The organism is Planococcus sp. 107-1 (assembly GCF_021513255.1).
In the GTDB taxonomy this organism is placed as follows: Bacteria; Bacillota; Bacilli; order Bacillales_A; family Planococcaceae; genus Planococcus.
Map to the genome: position 1 here is coordinate 2,730,359 of NZ_CP090977.1, position 20,099 is coordinate 2,750,457.

16 protein-coding genes and 3 pseudogenes are annotated in these 20,099 nt (G+C 47.9%); 1 reads left to right on the forward strand and 18 read right to left on the reverse strand.

The genetic code is table 11. The features are described from left to right. Positions 1-113: 113 nt before the first annotated feature. The gene (gene rpoE / locus L0M13_RS14105) at positions 114-680 is read right to left on the reverse strand and encodes a DNA-directed RNA polymerase subunit delta (RefSeq protein ID WP_235199327.1); all 567 of its coding nucleotides are present in this window, start codon (positions 678-680) and stop codon (positions 114-116) included. A gap of 208 nt (positions 681-888) precedes the next feature. Between rpoE and L0M13_RS14110 the strand changes: the two genes are divergently transcribed. Beyond that, positions 889-1,089, forward strand: coding sequence for a hypothetical protein (locus L0M13_RS14110; RefSeq protein WP_235197100.1), 201 nt, complete (start codon positions 889-891; stop codon positions 1,087-1,089). Positions 1,090-1,451: 362 nt separating this feature from the next. Here the strand turns inward: L0M13_RS14110 and icmF are convergent. The 17 genes and pseudogenes from icmF to L0M13_RS14195 form a co-directional block, all read right to left on the reverse strand. After that, positions 1,452-4,701 (reverse strand): annotated as a pseudogene (gene icmF / locus L0M13_RS14115) (fused isobutyryl-CoA mutase/GTPase IcmF). A gap of 6 nt (positions 4,702-4,707) precedes the next feature. Then, complete coding sequence (locus tag L0M13_RS14120) at positions 4,708-5,349, reverse strand: TetR/AcrR family transcriptional regulator (protein ID WP_235197101.1); 642 nt, start codon at positions 5,347-5,349, stop codon at positions 4,708-4,710. Positions 5,350-5,364: 15 nt separating this feature from the next. Then, complete coding sequence (locus tag L0M13_RS14125) at positions 5,365-6,504, reverse strand: acyl-CoA dehydrogenase (protein WP_235197102.1); 1,140 nt, start codon at positions 6,502-6,504, stop codon at positions 5,365-5,367. Between the two features lie 15 nt (positions 6,505-6,519). After that, the gene (locus L0M13_RS14130; RefSeq protein ID WP_235197103.1) at positions 6,520-7,656 is read right to left on the reverse strand and encodes an acyl-CoA dehydrogenase; all 1,137 of its coding nucleotides are present in this window, start codon (positions 7,654-7,656) and stop codon (positions 6,520-6,522) included. Positions 7,657-7,672: 16 nt separating this feature from the next. Next, positions 7,673-8,524 (reverse strand): 3-hydroxybutyryl-CoA dehydrogenase, encoded by an 852-nt coding sequence (locus tag L0M13_RS14135; protein WP_052650662.1) that lies wholly within the window; start codon positions 8,522-8,524, stop codon positions 7,673-7,675. A gap of 2 nt (positions 8,525-8,526) precedes the next feature. Further along, positions 8,527-9,723 carry an acetyl-CoA C-acetyltransferase gene (locus L0M13_RS14140; RefSeq protein WP_235197104.1) on the reverse strand — a complete coding sequence of 399 codons (1,197 nt, stop codon included), beginning with the start codon at positions 9,721-9,723 and terminating at the stop codon, positions 8,527-8,529. Between the two features lie 483 nt (positions 9,724-10,206). Beyond that, positions 10,207-12,345, reverse strand: a complete 2,139-nt coding sequence (locus L0M13_RS14145) for a (Fe-S)-binding protein (RefSeq protein WP_235197105.1) — start codon at positions 12,343-12,345, stop codon at positions 10,207-10,209. Between the two features lie 304 nt (positions 12,346-12,649). Further along, the gene (locus L0M13_RS14150; protein WP_235197106.1) at positions 12,650-13,342 is read right to left on the reverse strand and encodes an alpha-ribazole-5-phosphate synthase; all 693 of its coding nucleotides are present in this window, start codon (positions 13,340-13,342) and stop codon (positions 12,650-12,652) included. 4 nt (positions 13,343-13,346) lie between these two features. Continuing rightward, complete coding sequence (locus tag L0M13_RS14155; RefSeq protein ID WP_235197107.1) at positions 13,347-13,814, reverse strand: ECF transporter S component; 468 nt, start codon at positions 13,812-13,814, stop codon at positions 13,347-13,349. Between the two features lies 1 nt (position 13,815). Then, positions 13,816-14,402, reverse strand: a pseudogene (locus L0M13_RS14160) (cob(I)yrinic acid a,c-diamide adenosyltransferase). Further along, positions 14,399-14,809 carry a bifunctional adenosylcobinamide kinase/adenosylcobinamide-phosphate guanylyltransferase gene (locus L0M13_RS14165; protein ID WP_235197108.1) on the reverse strand — a complete coding sequence of 137 codons (411 nt, stop codon included), beginning with the start codon at positions 14,807-14,809 and terminating at the stop codon, positions 14,399-14,401. The pseudogene L0M13_RS14160 and the gene L0M13_RS14165 overlap by 4 nt, the downstream one beginning before the upstream one ends. Further along, the gene (locus L0M13_RS14170) at positions 14,761-15,354 is read right to left on the reverse strand and encodes a histidine phosphatase family protein (protein ID WP_235197109.1); all 594 of its coding nucleotides are present in this window, start codon (positions 15,352-15,354) and stop codon (positions 14,761-14,763) included. Before L0M13_RS14170 ends, L0M13_RS14165 begins: the two co-directional genes overlap by 49 nt. Next, positions 15,318-16,130, reverse strand: coding sequence for an adenosylcobinamide-GDP ribazoletransferase (gene cobS / locus L0M13_RS14175; protein WP_235197110.1), 813 nt, complete (start codon positions 16,128-16,130; stop codon positions 15,318-15,320). Before cobS ends, L0M13_RS14170 begins: the two co-directional genes overlap by 37 nt. Continuing rightward, positions 16,093-16,641 carry a bifunctional adenosylcobinamide kinase/adenosylcobinamide-phosphate guanylyltransferase gene (locus L0M13_RS14180; protein WP_235197111.1) on the reverse strand — a complete coding sequence of 183 codons (549 nt, stop codon included), beginning with the start codon at positions 16,639-16,641 and terminating at the stop codon, positions 16,093-16,095. Before L0M13_RS14180 ends, cobS begins: the two co-directional genes overlap by 38 nt. After that, positions 16,623-17,702: a pyridoxal phosphate-dependent aminotransferase gene (locus L0M13_RS14185; RefSeq protein ID WP_235197112.1), complete on the reverse strand. Its 1,080-nt coding sequence runs from the start codon at positions 17,700-17,702 to the stop codon at positions 16,623-16,625. Before L0M13_RS14185 ends, L0M13_RS14180 begins: the two co-directional genes overlap by 19 nt. Then, positions 17,689-18,642: an adenosylcobinamide-phosphate synthase CbiB gene (gene cbiB, locus L0M13_RS14190; protein ID WP_235197113.1), complete on the reverse strand. Its 954-nt coding sequence runs from the start codon at positions 18,640-18,642 to the stop codon at positions 17,689-17,691. The genes L0M13_RS14185 and cbiB overlap by 14 nt, the downstream gene beginning before the upstream one ends. Beyond that, positions 18,639-20,098, reverse strand: a pseudogene (locus tag L0M13_RS14195) (adenosylcobinamide amidohydrolase). The gene cbiB and the pseudogene L0M13_RS14195 overlap by 4 nt, the downstream one beginning before the upstream one ends. Position 20,099 lies beyond the last annotated feature (1 nt).

Below are 20,099 nucleotides of genomic sequence, written 5' to 3' on the forward strand. Positions count from 1 at the left end.
TGCAAGTGCAGAGGGAGCGCGTAAACTGTACGAATCATCTCTCCTATTTTTAAGGAGCCCAGTAAAATCTTATCCAGTCTAGTCACATAAGTCAAGGTAAAAAATTGTTCTGATTACTTCAGATCATCTTCCTCTTCGTCATCTTCATCATCAATGATGTTGCCGTCCAAATCTTCTACTAAGACGCCATCATTATCATCGTCTTCATCTTCTACGTCGAAATCAAGGACTTCCACTTCTGGAACTTTCAACAGCTCATCTGTATCATCGTCATCGTCGTCTTCTTCATCGTCGCCTTCGCCGAAGTCATCGAATTCCAATTCATCTTCAAGATCAAGATCCAAATCGTCGAAGCCATCGTCGCCTGCCACTTTCGCTTTTTTCTTGCGTGCTTTAACAGTCGGTGCCGATTCTTCTTCGATCTGTTCAACCGGGTACCATTCGCGAAGGCCCCAACGGTTTTCGCCGAGAATCAAGAAACGGCCGTCAATATTCATGTCTGTGTAGAACTGAGCCAGACGTTTTTTCATATCCTCTTTAGATAAACCGAGCAATTGTTCAATTTCTGCAACAATCTCCGGATAAGTTTTTGTTTCGTGTGTTTCTTCTAAAAGTGCATAGGCTAAGTCGACAAACGACTCTTCCACTAATTCTTCTTTTGATAATTCACGGATTTTCAATCTGTGCACGTCCCTTCTTCTATCTTAACTTAATTCATTATATACAAAGTAGTTGCGCTCCGCTACCGTGTTTTCTTTTTTCTGCTACTCAGCTGCGTCCAGCCGAAATAAAACAAGTAAAACGACAAGATCAAAAACGGGATTGATCCGAGCGCTTTGTTGTAGAGAAAGAAAGTAAGGACGAGGCAGAGGAGGATGATAAGATAATGTGCGTATTTCGACATGGGTGATCATCCTTTGTGTTTTCTACAGTGAACTTTCTTCTATTATACAGAAAATTGCCATCTTTATCGACTTGCTGCACTTCCAGGCGGCGAAGATATTCGTGTGGATGTGCCCATTGGGTCGAACGCGCGTATTCTTGGTTGAGCGCGCGCATTTTTCATTGAACGCGCGCAAATGGATTTAAACCATCTAAATTCAAAAAAAGAAGAAAAAGTGGTTCGTGGATGCTCCACGAACCACTTTTGTCATTATTCAAGCTGGATGTCGGAGCAAAACGGCCGATTCCGCTTTTCCATTGTCCAGCTCCTCCGCCCAGCCCCTCGAGGTCTTAAGTCAACTTGGCTGTGCGGCTGAAAACATGCCGCTTCGCCAAGTCGCCTTAAGCTTGTCGGGGCTTTCGCGGGCGATTCCGCTTTTCCATTGTCCAGCTCCTCCGCCCAGCCCCTCGAGGTCTTAAGTCAACTTGGCTGTGCGGCTGAAAACATGCCGCTTCGCCAAGTCGCCTTAAGCTTGTCGGGGCTTTCGTGGGCGGATCCGCTTTTCTAACTACATATTCCGTCTGTACTGTCCGCCAACTTCATATAAAGCTGTCGTGATTTGGCCTAGGCTTGCGACTTTTACGGTTTCCATCAATTCTTCGAAGATGTTGCCGCCGGATTTCGCTACGTGTTTCAAGCGATTAAGCGCTTCTTCTGAAGCATTGCGTTCCTGGAAAGCGCGCAAGTTGGCAATTTGTGTTTCTTTTTCTTCGGTCGTCGCACGGGCGATTTCCATTGCGTTGATATCGTCGTCACTTTGTGGATTCGGATTCAAATACGTGTTCACGCCGATGATCGGCAATTCGCCTGTGTGTTTCTTCATTTCGTAATGCATGGATTCTTCTTGGATCTTGCCGCGCTGATACTGCGTTTCCATCGCGCCAAGAACGCCGCCGCGGTCATTGATGCGGTCGAATTCCTGCAATACTGCTTCTTCAACCAGCTGCGTCATTTCTTCAATGATGAACGCACCTTGCAGCGGTTTTCGTTTTTCGACAAGCCGTGCTCTTTTGTAATGATCATCTGGATTGCCATTGCACGGCGAACCGATTCTTCCGTCGGCGTTGTAATCGCTTCGTCATAAGCATTTGTGTGAAGCGAGTTGCAGTTATCCTGCAACGCCATCAATGCCTGCAGCGTCGTACGGATGTCATTGAAGTCGATTTCCTGTGCGTGCAAGCTGCGCCCGGAAGTCTGCACATGGTATTTCAGTTTTTGGCTGCGTTCGTTTGCGCCGTATTTATCGCGCATCACGACTGCCCAAATGCGGCGTGCCACACGTCCGATGACTGTATATTCCGGATCCAAACCGTTCGAGAAGAAGAACGATAAGTTCGGTGCGAAGTCATCAATGTTCATACCGCGGCTCAAATAATATTCGACATAAGTGAAACCGTTCGACAAGGTGAACGCGAGCTGTGAAATCGGGTTCGCTCCCGCTTCTGCAATGTGGTAGCCGGAAATCGATACCGAATAGTAGTTGCGCACTTTATGGTCAATGAAATATTGCTGGATATCGCCCATCATGCGCAACGCGAATTCTGTTGAGAAGATGCAAGTATTCTGGCCTTGGTCTTCTTTTAAGATATCCGCCTGCACCGTCCGCGCACTACTTGAAGCGTCGATTCACGAACTTCCGTGAATTCTTCAAGCGTCAACGGACGGCCGAATTTCTCTTCGTTTATTTTCACTTGCTGATCGATGGCAGTGTTCATGAACATCGCCAAAATGATCGGCGCCGGTCCGTTGATCGTCATCGACACCGATGTAGATGGTGCGCATAAATCAAAGCCTGCGTATAGTTTCTTCATATCCTCTAATGTACAGATCGATACACCCGACTCGCCGACTTTTCCGTAAATGTCGGGACGGTGGTCAGGATCTTCGCCGTATAGCGTTACCGAGTCAAAAGCCGTTGATAAGCGTTTCGCATCGTCGTCTTTGGATAGGTAGTGGAACCGTTTATTCGTGCGTTCAGGTGTTCCTTCTCCTGCAAACTGGCGCTTTGGATCTTCGCCTTCCCGTTTGAATGGGAATACTCCAGCCGTGTAAGGGAATGAACCTGGAACATTTTCCAAATAAACCCATTTCAAGATTTCGCCGTAGTCTTCGAATTTCGGCAGTACCACTCGCGGAATCTTCAATCCTGACAAACTTTCCGTACGCAAAATCGTGCGGATTTCCTTGTCGCGGACTGTTGTGACGAATTCATCTCCAGCATAAGCGTCTTTCAGCTGTTTCCAGTTTTCAAGAATGCGTTTGGATTCCGCCGTCAATTCGTCGCGGACGCCGTAAGCAAGCGATTGAAGCGATTCAACAAGCGCATCATCCGGCGCTTTTTCTTTTACCGCTTCGATGGCGCCTTCCAATTGGAACAAGCGGCGTGCAAATGCTGCTTGCGCTTGCGTTTTCGCATGGTAGTTGCGGACTGTATCCGTGATTTCCCGCAAATAATAGCGGCGGTCATTCGGAATGATCAAGTTCTCTTTTTGCGTTTTGACGAATTGGTCATAATCCGTCGTCCACTCGGTGCCGCATTTTTCATTGACTGCATGCACTAGCGCTGCAAAAAGTGAGTTCGTGCCTTTGTCGTTGAACTGGCTTGCGATTGTGCCGAATACCGGCATTTCGTCCAAGTCTTTATCCCATAAAAGATGGCTGCGCTGGAATTGCTTCTGCACTTGGCGAAGCGCATCTTCTGAACCTTTGCGTTCGAATTTGTTGATGACAATCAAATCTGCGTAATCGATCATATCGATTTTCTCAAGCTGTGTCGGCGCACCGAATTCGCTTGTCATGACGTACATTGAAACGTCTGAGAAATTAGCGATTTCCGCATCCCCTTGTCCGATTCCGCTTGTCTCCACTACGATCAAATCGAAATCTGCCGCTTTAACGACATCAAGGACATCGCCCAATGCGCTTGAGATTTCCGTTCTTGAACCGCGAGTCGCCAAACTTCTCATAAAGACGCGTTTGTTGAAGATCGCATTCATGCGGATCCGGTCACCAAGCAAAGCGCCGCCCGTTTTTTGCTTTGTCGGATCAATGGAAAGAATCGCGATTTTCTGATCCGGAAGTTCAGACAAGAAACGGCGGATCAATTCATCTGTCAGAGAAGATTTTCCTGCGCCGCCTGTTCCGGTGATGCCGAGAACTGGCGTGTTCTTCGTTTGGGCACGTACTGCCTGAAGCAATTTATCGGTATCAAGTTCACGTGTATGCGCTTCTTCGGCTGCCGTGATCAAGTTTGCCAAAGCTACCGGATTGTCAGCTGAAATCACATCAAAAGCAGGTGTTTCTTTGATTGTCGAGAAATCGCATTCTTTGACGATTTCCAGAATCATGCCTTCAAGGCCCAATTTGCGTCCGTCTTCCGGCGAAAAGATACCGGCAATGCCGTACTCTTCCAATTCTTTGATCTCGCGCGGCAGGATAACACCGCCGCCGCCTCCGTAAATGCGGATATGGCCAGCGCCTTTTTCCTGAAGCAGATCGTACATATACTTAAAGTATTCCATGTGGCCGCCTTGGTAAGAAGAAATGCAGATTCCTTGAACGTCTTCCTGGATTGCTGCGTTTACCACTTCTTCGACTGAACGGTTATGGCCTAAGTGGATCACTTCAGCCCCGCTTGCCTGCAAAATGCGGCGCATGATATTAATCGATGCATCGTGTCCGTCGAAAAGGCTGGATGCCGTTACAAAGCGAACGTGATTTTGCGGCTTGTATTTTGTTTCTTCTTGAATTGTCGCCATAATCTATTAAACCCCCCGTAGCGTAATTTTCTCCCCTGCCATCCCCTGCAGCAGAAATTTCGTTTGAAGTTCGATGAATTCCTGAATTGTGTAATCACGCAATGCCCAGCGGCGGAATGCCCACATTTGGCCTTGGACAAATAAATGATTGGCTGCCAGTTTAATTTCCTTCGGCGCCATGGTGATTTCTCCGCTGTCCGCACATTCTGCGAGCAAACGCTCAAAGAGAGACACCATTTCCATTTCTTTATCCAGCACATAGCGAAGCGCGTCTTTTGGGAGCGATTTCGATTCCTGGTACATGACCACGTATTCGTCCTGCATGTCATCGATCAAGCTGTAGTAATGTTCGATTGCCGTAATCAGTACATCAAGTGATCCTTTGTCAATGTCAAGCGCATCGAGCCGTGCATGCACTTCGTCGTAAATCGAGTCACAGACCAAATAAAGGACATCCTCTTTTGTCCGGATGTATTCATATAAAGTGCCGATACTAAAACCTGAAGCTTTGGCAATTTCTCTTGTCGTCGTCCGGTGAAAGCCTTTTTCTTTAAAAAGCGTGACAGCGCCGCGAATCATCTGTGCACGGCGCTTTTCAATCAGGCTTTCGTCTTTTACGGAGGACTGAATTTCACGCTTTTTATTCATCAAGCAGCCCTCCGGTTATTTAGTGACCATACGGGAAATGACCAAACGCTGGATTTCCTGTGTGCCTTCGTAAATTTGAGTGATTTTCGCATCACGCATGAAACGTTCGACCGGATAGTCTTTCGTATAGCCGTAGCCGCCGAATACTTGAACAGCTTCTACTGTGACTTTCATCGCCGTATCTCCAGCCATCAATTTCGCCATTGCCGATTCTTTGCTGTAAGAAAGTTTGTTCGACTCAAGCCAAGCAGCTTGGTAAGTCAACAGGCGGGAAGCTTCAATCGATGTTGCCATATCCGCCAATTTAAACGATACGCCTTGGTTCGCAGCAATCGGTTTGCCGAATTGCTCGCGCTCTTTTGCGTAGCCGATTGCAGCGTCCATCGCACCTTGTGCAATTCCGACTGCTTGTGCAGCGATTCCGTTGCGTCCGCCGTCAAGCGTCTGCATCGCAATTTTAAAGCCTTGGCCAAGTTCGCCAAGCATGTTTTCTTTCGGTACGCGGCAGTTGTCAAAAATGATTTCAGTTGTCGGGCTTGAACGGATCCCGAGTTTCTTCTCTTTTTTGCCGACTGAGAATCCTTCAAAGTCTTTTTCAACGATGAAAGCGGTCGTGCCTTTATGCTTGGATTCTGGATCTGTCACCGCGAAGACGATGTAGATGTCCGCAATTCCGCCGTTTGTGATAAAGATTTTCGAACCATTCAAGATGTAGTGGTCGCCGTCTTCTTTAGCAGAAGTTTTCATGCCGCCTGCATCCGATCCTGAAGCGGGCTCCGTCAAACCGTAAGCACCAATTTTCGTACCTTCTGCCATCGGGCGAAGGTATTTCTGTTTCTGCTCTTCTGTTCCGAATGTGTATACCGGCCAGCCTGCAAGTGATGTGTGGGCTGAAAGCGTTACGCCAGTTGAAGCGCAGACGCGCGACAATTCTTCCACAGCGATGCAGTATGCCAAATAGTCAGATCCAATACCGCCGTACTCTTCCGGCCAAGGAATCCCTGTCAATCCCAGTTCCGCCATTTTATCGAAAATTTCGCGGTCAAAACGTTCTTCTTCGTCGCGCTCTTCTGCTGTCGGCGCCACTTCTTTGTTTGCGAAATCGCGTACCATTTTGCGGATCATTTTATGTTCTTCGCTCAATTGAAAATTCATTTTCATTTCCCCCAATTATTTTAATAGTTGCTTGCTGATAACAATGCGTTGAATTTCACTCGTGCCTTCATAGATTTCCGTTACTTTCGCGTCGCGGAATAAGCGCTCGACCGGATAATCTTCCGTATAGCCATAGCCGCCAAAAACTTGGATGGCTTCGATGGAAACGTCCATTGCTGCTTTGGATGCGAATAATTTCGCCATTGAAGCTTGCTTATTGCAGTCTTTACCTTGTGCATAAAGATCAGCCGCCTGGTAGACAAGCAATTTTGCCGCTTCCACTTGTGTTGCCATATCCGCTAATTTAAAGCCGACGCCTTGCTGCTGTGAAATCGGTTTGCCAAACTGCACACGCTCTTTCGCATAAGCCACCGCATGTTCATAGGCCGCTTCTGCGATGCCAAGTGCCTGTGCCGCAATCCCGATGCGTCCGACGTTCAAATTCGCCATGGCGATGCTAAAGCCTTTATTTTCCGTGCCAAGCAAGTTTTCAACCGGCACTTTCATATTATCGAATGTCAGCTGCACTGTCCGTGAACCGTGAAGCCCCATTTTCTTCTCATCTTTGCCGATGACCAAGCCCGGAAAATCCTTTTCCACAATAAATGCAGAAATTCCACGCGAGCCCGCTTCCGGTTTTGTCGACGCGAAAACGATATATGTATCCGCTTCTCCGCCGTTTGTGATAAATACTTTTGAGCCGTTTAAGACGTAATGATCACCGTTCAACACTGCTTTTGTCTTTAAGCTGCCTGCATCAGAGCCGGCAGCCGGTTCTGTTAGGCAAAATGCCCCCAAATATTCGCCTGAAGCCAATTTCGGAACATAGCGCTGGATCTGCTCTTCTGTACCGAAGTTCAAAATCGGATTGGTGCCGACTGACGTATGGACGGACAAAATCACACCGACAACTGCACTGACTTTTGACAATTCATGAATGGCGCTGATATAAGAAGTAAAGTCCATATCGGAACCGCCGTATTTCTCAGGTGCGGTGATGCCCATCAAGCCAAGTCCGCCCATTTTCTTGATGATTTCGCGGGGAAATTCCCCTTCTTCCATCCGGTCGATAAATGGTGCTATTTCTTCTTTTGCAAAATCACGCACCATATTGCGCATCATCAATTGTTCTTCTGTAAATCGCAAATCCATTGCTGTTCCCCCTAAATTAGCTGTATTCATAAAATCCACGGCCCGTTTTCTTGCCTAACCAGCCGGCTTTCACGTACTGGCGAAGCAATGGGCTTGGACGGTATTTGCTGTCGCCGAATCCTTCGTGCAAAACTTCCATGATGTAGAGACAAGTATCGAGCCCGATAAAATCGGCAAGCTGCAATGGCCCCATCGGATGGTTCATGCCGAGTTTCATGATGTCGTCAATCGCTTCTTTCGTTGCGACACCTTCTTGCAGCGTGAAAATCGCTTCGTTGATCATCGGCATCAAAATGCGGTTTGCAACAAATCCTGGGAAGTCGTTGCATTCAACCGGCGTTTTCGAAAGTTTGAGCGTCATTTCTTCAACCGCTTGGTACACTTCATCAGAAGTTGCCAACCCGCGGATGATTTCAACCAATTTCATGACCGGTACCGGATTCATGAAATGCATGCCGATCACTTGCTCTGGCCGGTTCGTCACTGCTGCAATTTCCGTGATTGGAAGCGACGATGTGTTCGATGCTAAAATCGCATGCTTCGGCGCCACTTCATCCAGCGTTTTGAAAATGCTGTGCTTGATTTCCATATTTTCTACTGCAGCTTCGATGACGATATCTGCATCATGGGCATCTTTTAAATCAAGAGATGGTGTAATTCGGCCGAGAACCGCTGCTTTCTCATCTTCCGTCATGCGTCCTTTTTCAACGTTGCGGGATAAGTTTTTCGTAATCGTCCCGATTCCGCGGTCATAAGCTTCTTGTTTCATATCATTCAGTTTCACGTTAAATCCAGCTTGTGCACAAACCTGTGCGATGCCTGAACCCATTTGGCCGGCACCGATTACCATTACGTTTTGAATCGCCATTGTCAGTTTGCCTCCTGTTTCGGTACTTCGATCATGATTGCATCGCCTTGGCCGCCGCCTGAACAAATAGCTGCGATGCCAATTCCGCCTCCGCGGCGCTTCAACTCATACGCGAGTGTCAGGATGATGCGTGTTCCGCTTGCTCCGATCGGATGTCCAAGCGCAACCGACCCGCCGTTCACATTCACTTTTTCAGCATCCAACCCAGCAATTTTCGAGCTTGCCAGCGCCACTGCTGCAAACGCTTCGTTAATTTCGAATAAATCGATTTCCTCTAGTGATCTGCCCGTTTTCTTCAATAATTCGTTGATGACAATTCCTGGAGTTTCCGGGAAACGGTGCGGCTCAATCGCCACTTCCGTATGCGCCAAAATATGTGCCAACGGATTCTTGCTTTCTTTTTGAGCACGTTCTTCGCTCATCAACACGAATGCTGCGGCACCGTCATTGATTCCTGGTGCATTCCCAGCTGTAATCGTGCCGTCTTTTCCGAATGCCGGCTTTAATTTCGCAAGCGCTTCGATCGTTGAATTGGCACGTGGTGCTTCATCAAAATCAACTGTTATTGAATCGCCTTTACGCTGTGGAATTTCAATCGGTGCGATTTCTTCGGCAAAAAGGTCTTTCGCTTTGATCGCCCGTTCATGCGAACGCACGGACCATTCGTCTTGCGCTTCACGCGTCAAACCGAAATCTTCCGCAGTCGAGTTGCCGTATGTTCCCATGTGCACGCGGTCCGGGTGGAACGAACAAGACAATCCGTCGTGAACCATCCCGTCAATCACTTGAGCATCGCCCATGCGAAGCCCCCATCGGCCTTTCGGCAAATAATACGGCGCATTGGACATCGATTCCATGCCGCCTGCCACGATGACTTCTTCATCCCCTAAGCGAATGATTTGATCCGCAAGTGTCACGCTGCGCATGCCGGAAGCACACACTTTATTGATTGTTTCCGATTTGACGTTATAAGGAATCCCCGCTTTTTTAGCTGCCTGGCGGGAAGGGATCTGCCCCTGTCCTGCTTGAAGCACGTTGCCCATGATGACTTCTTGTACTTGTTCCGGCTCAATGCCTGCTCGCGCCATCGCTTCTTTGATCGCTGCTGCCCCAAGCTCGCTTGCTGTGAGCGTACTTAAATTCCCGCCAAACTTGCCAAATGCTGTCCGTGCCCCTTCGATGATCACTGTTTTTGCCATTTTCTTTTCCTCCCCTTCGTGTAGGTGTAAACGGTTTCATAGCGGTATAAAAAAATTCATTTATGAAAATGAAATTGGGTTATACATGAAGATAATTGGTTTGTTTCTGCGTCACTTCGCTGCTTCGAAACATGAAAGTGCGTTGCATCGCTGCGCTAGCTTCGGCAAACCGTTTGCTCCTCCATCGCTTCGCTGCTTCGTCGCAAATTTTATACTTAGCATCGCATAATACTATTGCGCCTGTTTCTGCATCGCTTCGCTGCTTCGTCGCAAATTTTATACTTAGCATCGCATAATACTATTGCGCCTGCATCGCTTCGCTAGCTTCGGCGCAAACATTTGATGCCGCGTTCCCTGCGGCATCAAATGTTGACTGAACGCTCGCTCGGATTTTGGTTCAAAAGAAAAGGGAGTGGTTAGACTCCCTTTCATTTCTGTTGCTTATGATTCTATCTTATAGAATTTTTGTTGTTTTGGCAATAATTATTGAACGATTGCCGGTTCTAGTTCTGGTGTCTGGCTGCCGATGACTGCCATTTCCAGAAGTTCTGCTACGTCGTAAGTGCTGACGGTTTCTTCTACTTCTTTTGCTTTCGTTCCATCCGACAACATCGTCAAGCAGTACGGGCATCCAGATGAGATGACGGTTGGGTTTACTTCCAACGCTTGTTCCGTACGCGCTACGTTGACGCGGTGTCCAGCATCTTCTTCCATCCACATCAATCCGCCGCCGGCTCCACAGCACATGCCGTCTTGGCGGTTTCGGACCATTTCGACCAATTCGACTCCTTCGATCGATTTCAAAATCTCACGCGGCGCGTCGTAGACGTCGTTATAGCGGCCCAAGTAGCAAGAATCATGGAATGTGATTTTTTCATTTACCGGGAATTGCGGTTTCAGTCTGCCTTCTTGCACAAGTTCAAACAGCATTTCCGTATGGTGGTAGACTTCCGCTTTAAAGCCGAAATCCGGATATTCGTTTTTGAAGATATTGTATGCGTGCGGGTCAATCGTCACGATTTTCTTGATCTCCGCTTTTTCGAATTCTTTGATGTTCGCTGTTGCAAGTTCCTGGAACAAGAATTCATTTCCTAGACGTCTCGGTGTATCGCCGGAGTTCTTTTCTTTATTTCCAAGAATCGCGAATTTCACGCCTGCTTCGTTCATCAAACGGGCAAACGATAAAGCGATTTTCTGAGAGCGGCTGTCGAATGATCCCATCGAACCTACCCAGAATAGGAACTCGAATTCTTCGCCTGCTTTGTTCATTTCTTTTACAGTCGGGATTGAGATATCTGGACGTGCATCTCTCCAGTTTTCTTTTTCTTTGCGGTTAAGGCCCCAAGGATTCCCTTGCTTCTCGATGTTTGTCATCGCGCGCTGAGCGTCTTTGTCCATCTTCCCTTCCGTCATTACAAGGTAACGGCGAAGGTCGATAATTTTATCCACGTGCTCGTTCATAACCGGACATTGGTCTTCACAGTTACGGCAAGTTGTACATGCCCAGATTTCTTCTTCTGTGATAACGTCTCCGATCAAGCTTGGGCTGTAAAGTTCGTCGATGCTAACCCCTTCAGCACCGGCAGCCATTGCCAACTGGTTCCCTTTTGTTCCGTTGAATGCAAGTGCCGGAACCCATGGTTTTTGGCGTGTCATAACTGCGCCTGTATTCGTCAAATTGTCGCGAAGTTTCGTAATCAAGTCCATCGGAGACAGCATTTTCCCTGTTCCGGTTGCTGGACACATATTCGTACAGCGCCCACATTCTACGCAAGCGTAAAAGTCGATCATCTGCGATTGGCTGAAGTCGGTGATTTTGCCGACGCCAAATGAAGGCATCGCTTCCTCGTCTTCTTCGTCTTCCATCTCTTCAAAATTGATCGGTTTCAAGCGGCCCACGTGGTCCACACGGTGAAACCAAGTATTGACCGGTCCGAAGATTAAATGTGCGTGTTTTGATTGCGGTACGTAAACTAAGAATGTCAGAAGGAACAATAAATGCGCCCACCACATTACGTAGAAAATCGCAGCTGCTGCTGTTTCAGGAAGTCCTGAGAACAAAGTGGCAAATACAGAAGCTACAGGCTCTGTCCATGCAGTTTCGTGTCCAAGCCAAATCATGCTGGCACCGTTCCCAACAAGTACAGAAACCATCAATCCACCGATGAAGATCAGCACTAATCCGGATTTCCATCCGCGTTTCAAACGCACCAATTTCTCGATGTATCTTCTATAGAACGCCCAAACCACTGCAACCAAAATCGTCAATGTCACGATTTCCTGGAAGAATGTGAAGGCTGGGTATAACGGTCCTAGCGGCAAATGTGCTCCAGGCACAAGCCCTTTAATGATGAAATCGATGGCGCTTGCCTGCACCAATAAGAACCCGTAAAAGAACATAACGTGAATCGTTCCGCTCTTCTTATCTTTCATCAATTTCTTTTGGCCAAAAACGTTGACCATGACTTTGCGCAAACGCTCTTTGAAATTTTCTTCAAACTCGACTTTCTTTCCGAGCTTGATGAAGTCGTAGCGCGTTTTCAGCAAATAAATAAACAGATAAACTGCATATCCCAAAATGGCTATGAAGAAGACCCAGTTCGCAATGAGCAATGGCTCCATGATGTTATCCCCCTTTTTTATGTGTAAATTCCAAAAATTCCTTAAGCAAAGTGTACGTGAACCCTTTTTAAATGTCGATGCTAAGTCTAGTTTAAAATATGAATGAGCATTCAGTCAACTGTTATTTGAAAGGGGTTTCATCTTTTTATTATACACAGGCTCCAGTTGAATAAAAGCTTTTTCTGGAATCGCTCTCATCGGCTTGATATCAAGGGAACCAGGATTGTGCCAAATACTTAAATTTCGAAATTGCTGCACGTGAACCTTGGGGCCGAATTATTGCCCATAGAAAAAAGGCAGCGTCTTAAACGCTGCCTTCTTCCCGTTCTACAATCAATGGTTCAAAAAATTTACCGAAAAACAGAGCGGCTTCCTTTGTCCGCTCTGTTTCTACACCGAGCAGTACGCAGCAGGCCGGACCAGCGGATACATCCAATTGAACATCTGCAGAAACGGCTGCAGTTGCACCGAATAACTGCCGGGCTTCTGCTTCAATGCCTTTGGAGCCAATTGGCCAAATCCGTTTGACGATTCCGCTTTGGATGGCTGCGCGGATTTTCTTCAAATCCGCAACCGCTTCTTTTTGTGCAAGTACAGCTTCACCGACGAGCGGCTTCCCGTAGACATACCATTGCAGTCCTTCCGAAACGAAGTGACGCTGCTGCCGGCCAAGCATCGTCACCGCAATTCCGGATTGCAGCGTCGCCATATTCGTCTCGGAACTTCCACCGATTTGCGGCACGTCCATATCTGCTTCTCGGAAAATTTCTTCGATGCCAGCCTTATAGGAAGCCCATTGCGCATCCCCGCTGAAATTGTGGACGAGTACAGCTTCCGGTTCACTTCCGGCCGCCCATTGTTCAAGCAAGGCAACACGGGCTGCAAATTTTGCAGTTAGCTGGTCCGGTGCATTGACTTCATCCAACTCCTTGCCGCCGATTCCCGCTGAGTTATCGGATGTAATCACCCAGCCATCCAGTTCGATCCCGTTTCGCATCAGCTCACCTTCTCGCCAACTCGGAACATGAAGGGCATAACGACTGCGGCAACGCCGGCGTTAATCGCTGCCGCAAGCAAGAGTCCTGGAACAGAAGCATAGAAAAATGCGGAGACAATAAAAAATAGAACGGGATGGCGGCGATGATTCCATTCCCTATAACAAACGCCGGCCATCTCAATTTATTCCACCTATGTTCACTCATCTTCGCAAACAGCCAAACAACCGCAAACATTTCAAACGCGATCAGAAAGTGAAATGGACCGAGCGGAAAACCGCCGAGCATCGCAGATAGTAAATGGCCGGCCGCAGCCACTGTCCCAGCAAGCGGGGCTGACAAAAATAAGGCGGCAATTAACGCCGGCATGGAATCGAGTGCGATCGAAGCGATGCCGACTGGAATTTTCAATAATCCGCCGATTGCAGCTAAACTGATAAATAGAGCAGTGAGGGCAAGCGTCTTTGTCTTCATATTAATCCTGTTTTTTCGCACGGCCGCCGTTTTTGAAGACTTTCGCACTTCTGACGTATTCGTTATCCGGCACTCCTGCACGCGAATTCACCACACGGGCTGCTGCAAACAAGTAATCGGACAAGCGGTTCAAATAGCGCTGCACGACCGATGGAAATTCTTCCCCTGATTTCATCAAAGTCACTGTTTGCCGTTCTGCCCGGCGTGTGATTGTCCGTGCGATATGCAAAGTGGCTGCAGCCGGCGATCCGCCCGGCAAGATGAAACGCTCGAGAAGCGGCGGCTCTTCCATCAAGTCATCAATGCGCGATTCCAACACTTCCACCGGCTGTTCGGTCATTTTGTAATTCGGCTCTTTCCGGACATCTGCAAGATCCCCGCCGCAATCAAACAATTCGTTTTGGATGGCTTCCAGATCCGCCAACAAGTCGGCGTACTTTTCTGCATCCAACTCTGTCATTGCTTTGCCGATAAACGAATTGACTTCATCAATCGTTCCGTAAGCTTCAACGCGCGGTGCATCTTTATCCGCCGCGCCCCGATTAAACCCGTTTGCCCTTTGTCGCCTGTTTTTGTGTAGATTTTCATCTTCCATCCCCGCCTTTTAAGTTTTGTGGTATGCCGTACCAAATTCGTGTAATTTCAGTCGCTTCGGAGAATAAAAATTGATAGATCCTGCCGAGCACATCGCGCAGTTCGCGTTCGAGCGGATCAATCGGTACGATTCCCCGGTTCATATCGGTTAATACCCAAATCAGCTTATAATCTTTGTACTTAGCCAGCATCTGTTGGATTTCTTCACGAATTTGAAATTCGGAAATCCCATTGCCCAATTGGGTTTTGATGCGGTGCTCAATTCCAGTGACCACTATTGTTGAAAATACAACCGAACCTTTTGGAAGTTCGCTTTCCAACCATTCCACTTCCTGGCCAGCAAAACGTTTTTTTACGTATTCACGTTTGCCATTAAAGGCACCGCCGAAAACGATGCGCATAATTCCCCCTCCTCCATAGCTTTCCGGTTTTTCCATTCCAACGTAATTTGGCGCCCGTGCTGCGCAGTTTGCCGTTGGAACGGCTGTCCCATTGCTCTCGCCAATATATATCGGATGGGTCCTCCGTGCGTCAAAATGGTGAATTCATCGCCTTCCGGCAAAACTTTTAACGCCTTTTCAATCCGTTTCGCTAGCTGCTGCAAGTTTTCTCCATTAGGAGGTGCCAAGTTTAGCGGATCGTCAATCCAGTTCCGATACAATTCGTCGTTTTCGAGTTCTGCATAGGTTTTCTGCTCCCAATCGCCGAAATGGCATTCGCGCCAAAGCGGCGACGGGTGATAATTCGCATTTGGAAAAAGAAGGGCTGCCGTTTGCTTGCATCTTTTCAGATCACTTCCCCAAACGGATGTCTGCGAAGAATTGGGTTCTGCTTTAAACGGCAACACCGCTTCATCAGTCCAGCCGATATATTGTTTCGCCTGATTTCCTGCAGTCGGTGCATGGCGGATCAGATGAAGAATAAAAGAATTGCCCATAATAGCCATTCCGTCCCTTCTATATAAGCTCCAAACAAGTCTCCCGTCGCCCCTCCGAAATGGCGCTTGCACCAATTCCGGTAAAGCCCTAAAGAAATGGCAAAGGCGAGAGATAAAGCAATAGCTATTTTCCAGCCAAGCAAGATGACCATCCCGCTTAATGCGATTGCTAAATATAGGGCCGATGCTGCAAGCAAACTTTTTTTATTCGCTTTATTCTGAAAAAAGAATGCAAGGCCCTCTGCTTTTGCACTGCCAAGCGTATTGAACAGCAGCAGAAGACCCGTTCGGGACAGGAATGGGAGGAATAAAACTGCAATGAGTGAAACCTGGTAAATAATTTCCGAAATAATAAGGATTTTCCCGATTACTGCAAATAGCAGCACCATCGTCCCGAATGCACCGATACGGGGGTCGGCCATGATTTCAAGCCGCTTTTTCCGGTCCCGATAAGAGAAATAGGCATCTCCGACATCCGCCAAACCGTCCAAATGCAAGCCGCCTGTTAAAATAACGAAGAGAACCGTGATGAAGAATGCGGCAATTAATGAGCTGAGTTCTGTGAAATCCCTGAATACCAACGCAGTAATTGCTGCTGCACTGCCAAAAAACAATCCCAGAAAAGGCAGAGCCGCATACATTGCGGTGATGTCTTTTCTCTCCATCGGCAATTCCTTTTTAACCGGAATGGCAGAGAAAAACTGAAAAGCCAGTGCAATTCCATTCACTACATGGCGCATCTTTTCATCACTTCCTTTTTTGGGCCATGCCATTTTCCATTTCATAAGCTTCGTCTGCTTGTGCAGCAATCCAAATATGGATTCTCCCGAGCCAGCGCTGATACGTATCGTCCCGGACGAAATCATCCAACACTTCATTCGAGACAATAACCAGCAGTTTTGTCCGGCACTGCAAACTGTGGATCGTGTTCTTCAAATTGGCCCATTTTTGCTCCATACATCCTGGCTGTCCGGCACACGAAGCCCCTTTTTCCCAGCCTTCGTATAATTCATTGGCGAGCCAGGTGGTGGCGCAATCCCATAAGACCGCGTCGCCGTCTTCTATAAATGGAAGCGCCTTTTCCAAATGCAAAGGCTGTTCGATGGTGATCCAATCTTGTTCTTTCCGGTCCTCCTGGTGGCGATGAATTCGTTGCACCATTTCCGGGTCATGCGCTTGCCCGCTCGCCAAATAAACTTTGCGAGTCCCAGCTGACCCTTGAATTCTCCGTTCAGCCCACGCACTTTTCCCGCTGCGGACACCTCCGCTCACAAAGATCAATTGTCCATTAGCCATCTGCCGATCGCCTCCTGCAATTGATCCATTTGCGCAGGTGTCTTCATGCCGATGCGGAACCATTCGCCATCCATTCCCCGGAACGATTTGGTATGCCGAAGAACAAAGCCTTGCTCAAGAAAATCGATGAAAAACCGGCAGGAATCTTTTTCTTCCGGCAGTTTGAAAGATAAGAAATTTACTGCGGATGCACTCACCTTGCATTGAACGCCTTTTAAAAAGGCTGCCATGCGCTCCCGTTCTTCATTCGCCGAAGCAATTACTCGCTCCCTGTAAATCTGTTCCTTAAAACATTCGGCTCCGATTTGAGCGGAAATGGCGTTGACATTCCAATGTGCCGCTCCTTGTTTTAGCGCCTGCATGATTTCCAGGGTGCCAATTGCATAACCGAGCCGGAGTCCGGCAATCGCGTACATTTTTGTCATCGATCGGACGATGATGGTTTGAGGGTAAGACGATTGGCGCGGAATAAATGAAAAAGCCTCCCCCGCAAAATCGATGAAGGCTTCATCGATCACCAATTCACATCCCGCCTTCTTGCAAGCTTCAGCAATAGATTCCATCTGCGGCTGTTTAATCAGAAGGCCTGTCGGGTTATGCGGGTTGCAAATATAGACAGCGGCACAGCCATCAAGAGAAGATGCCAATAATTCGATATCAAGCTGCCAGTCATTTTCCTCCGTCAATTGGATGGTTATGATTTGGGCTTCTTCCGCTTCCAGTGTTTTTCGGTATTCGGAAAAAGCCGGTTCAATCAGCACCACTTTCTTTTTCTGATACCGGTGTGCTAACCATGTAAAAATTTCAGCAGCACCGTTTCCTGTAATCACTTGTTCAGTTGAAACCCCATGGTAACTGGCAGCGGCGCTCCGAAAAGGTTCACCTTCCGGATCCGGATAACGTTCAATCAATCCATGCATGGAATGCCAAGAGTTCCGGATGAATTCCGGCGGACCAAACGGATGGACATTTTCACTGAAATCCAAAATCCGCTCCGGACATTCGATATTCAATTGCTGGTAAAGCCGGTGTGGATTTGCTCCATGGTCAGGCAATTTCAAAAATCATCGCTCCTCCTGCAAATAAAATGTAAAACCAAAAAACAGCTAGATGCATATGCGCTACTGTTTCTTTAATATGATGGGCTTCCAATTTAAAAATTGGCGTCCCCATTCGCGCACGGACGGATTGAACCCCTTTGTAAGTATTGACGCCGCCCAATTCGATGCCAAGCTGAATGGCAGTCGCAGCTTCCAGCCAGCCACTATTCGGACTTGGGTGTTTCGGAGCATCACGCAGCCATTCAGCAAAACGCTGACGTAAGGTGAGCCCTCTTTTATTTCTCGTTGACAATAGAATAATCGCTCCCGTAATACGGCTCGGGATAAAATTCAGCACATCGTCCAATTTGGCAGAAGCATAGCCGAATCGGCTAAACTGTTCGTTTTGATAACCGACCATCGAGTCGCACGTATTGACTGCTTTATACATCCAAAGCCCGGGTGCACCCAGCAAGAACGCCCAAAACAAAGGAGCCGTGACGCCGTCGCTCGTATTTTCGGATACGGTTTCGACTACACCTCTTGTGATTTCGCTTTCGTTCAAGTGCCTGGTATCCCGACCGACAATCCAGGATAGCTTTTCGCGTGCTTTTGAAAAGTCCTTCCGCAAAAGCGGCTGATGCACTTCTTCTGCTGCGTCCTTCAAGCTTTTTTGTGCGAGTCCTACCGCGATCAATACAGCTTCAACAAAGAAGCCCACTATTCCTTGCACTTCATAAGCTAAGCTGATGATCAGATAAGCAATCGCAAAAGCACCGCCAGCCATTAAAGCGATGAGCAAGAAACCATTGCGAAACGCATGTGGCGCACGGTTCAACTTTCGAGTCAGCTTCATAATGAGCGATCCGATCCAGCGAACCGGATGCGGCCAATTCTCGGGATCGCCGATGACCCGGTCGATTAAAATACCAAGGGCAATGGCTAAGACATGCGCCGTCATTGCTGTTTCGCCTGCCGGTAGGATTCAAGTGCATCCAATGTACATTCAAACACACCCGTACCGATCAATTTGCCCAGTTCCGTAATCGGCCCGGCATAAGGCAAGTATTCGCCTTGCTGAGTAGCAGAGACGAGGCAGCTGTCTGTAGATGTTCCGGTAGCGATCGTGCCCGTCAATGGATCTTTTACCTCTTCTTGATGAAGCGCTTTCGTCTTGGCTTCTGTCGCTGTTATCATTGCCTGGATAAACGCTTCATCCGATAAATGGCCATTGACCATAATCCACGTATTGATGGTGCCGACGCCAATTTCCCGGTCAACCGCCCTTGAGACATCGACGGCATTTCCGACACCTGCAGTCACGGCAATGACAACCGATCCGAAATCTCCCTGATATTCTTTCACAACCGCATGTTCTGTTCGGACAGCCGTCATCATCCCGACTGTTTCTGTCGGCTTATAGCCTTTGCTCTCAATGAAACCGGTCATTTCCTGGACACTGTCGTCGATATTATAATCCATATCCACGTGGCGGTTGATAAAGGTACGGAACCAGCCCGCCTCCCGCATTAATCACCGCGGAAGAAACGGTTTTCAAAGGCATTTCACTTTGGTATACGACCATTTCAGGTGAAACCAGAAAATCGGCGGCTGCAATTTTAACCGCGGCTGTTTTGCGTTCCACTCCCGGCAGCAAAGTAATCTGCGGCTTTGGAAGCTCTGGATGGGGATGATTGCTGACACGTGTATGGTAAACCGCTTCGATATCTTGCTCCCGCACAACTTCGTGCGGTTCGCCCATGCGGACAATCTGCCCTTGATCCAATAGCAAGAGCTGGTCGCAATACATGGAGGCAATATTGATGTCATGGAAAATCGAAACGATCGTCAGATTTTTTTCGATTGCTTGTTTTTTAATCGTGTCTAATAATTCCTTTTGGTGGTTAATGTCCAAATGATTGGTTGGTTCGTCTAATAATAGAACGGGCATTTTGGGCTAGAGCTTGCGCCACAAAAACACGCTGTTGTTCTCCGCCTGACAGCTGGTCAATTTGCGTCTTTTCATACTGGCCGATGTTCATCAGGCGCATCGCTTCTTGCACTTCGCTTTCATCTTCCGCTGACCAGGAAGAAAACCAGCCGCTTTGATGCGGGTAGCGGCCAAGCGAAATCGTTTCACGGACCGTATGGGCAAAAGCATGGGCGTGAAGCTGCGGCAAAACAGCCATCTCTCTCGCTAATTCTTTTGCTTGGAATGCGCCAATTTCTTTGCCGCCGATTTCGACTGTTCCGGCAGTTGCCGGCAATACCCCGCTGATCAACTTCATTAAGGTCGATTTGCCGCTGCCGTTCGGACCTAAAATGCCGAGCATGGACCCTTTCGCTACGGAAAAAGAGACATTCCGGACAATATTCCGGTCCCCATATCCGCCGCTTAAGTTGTTTATTTTCAACATA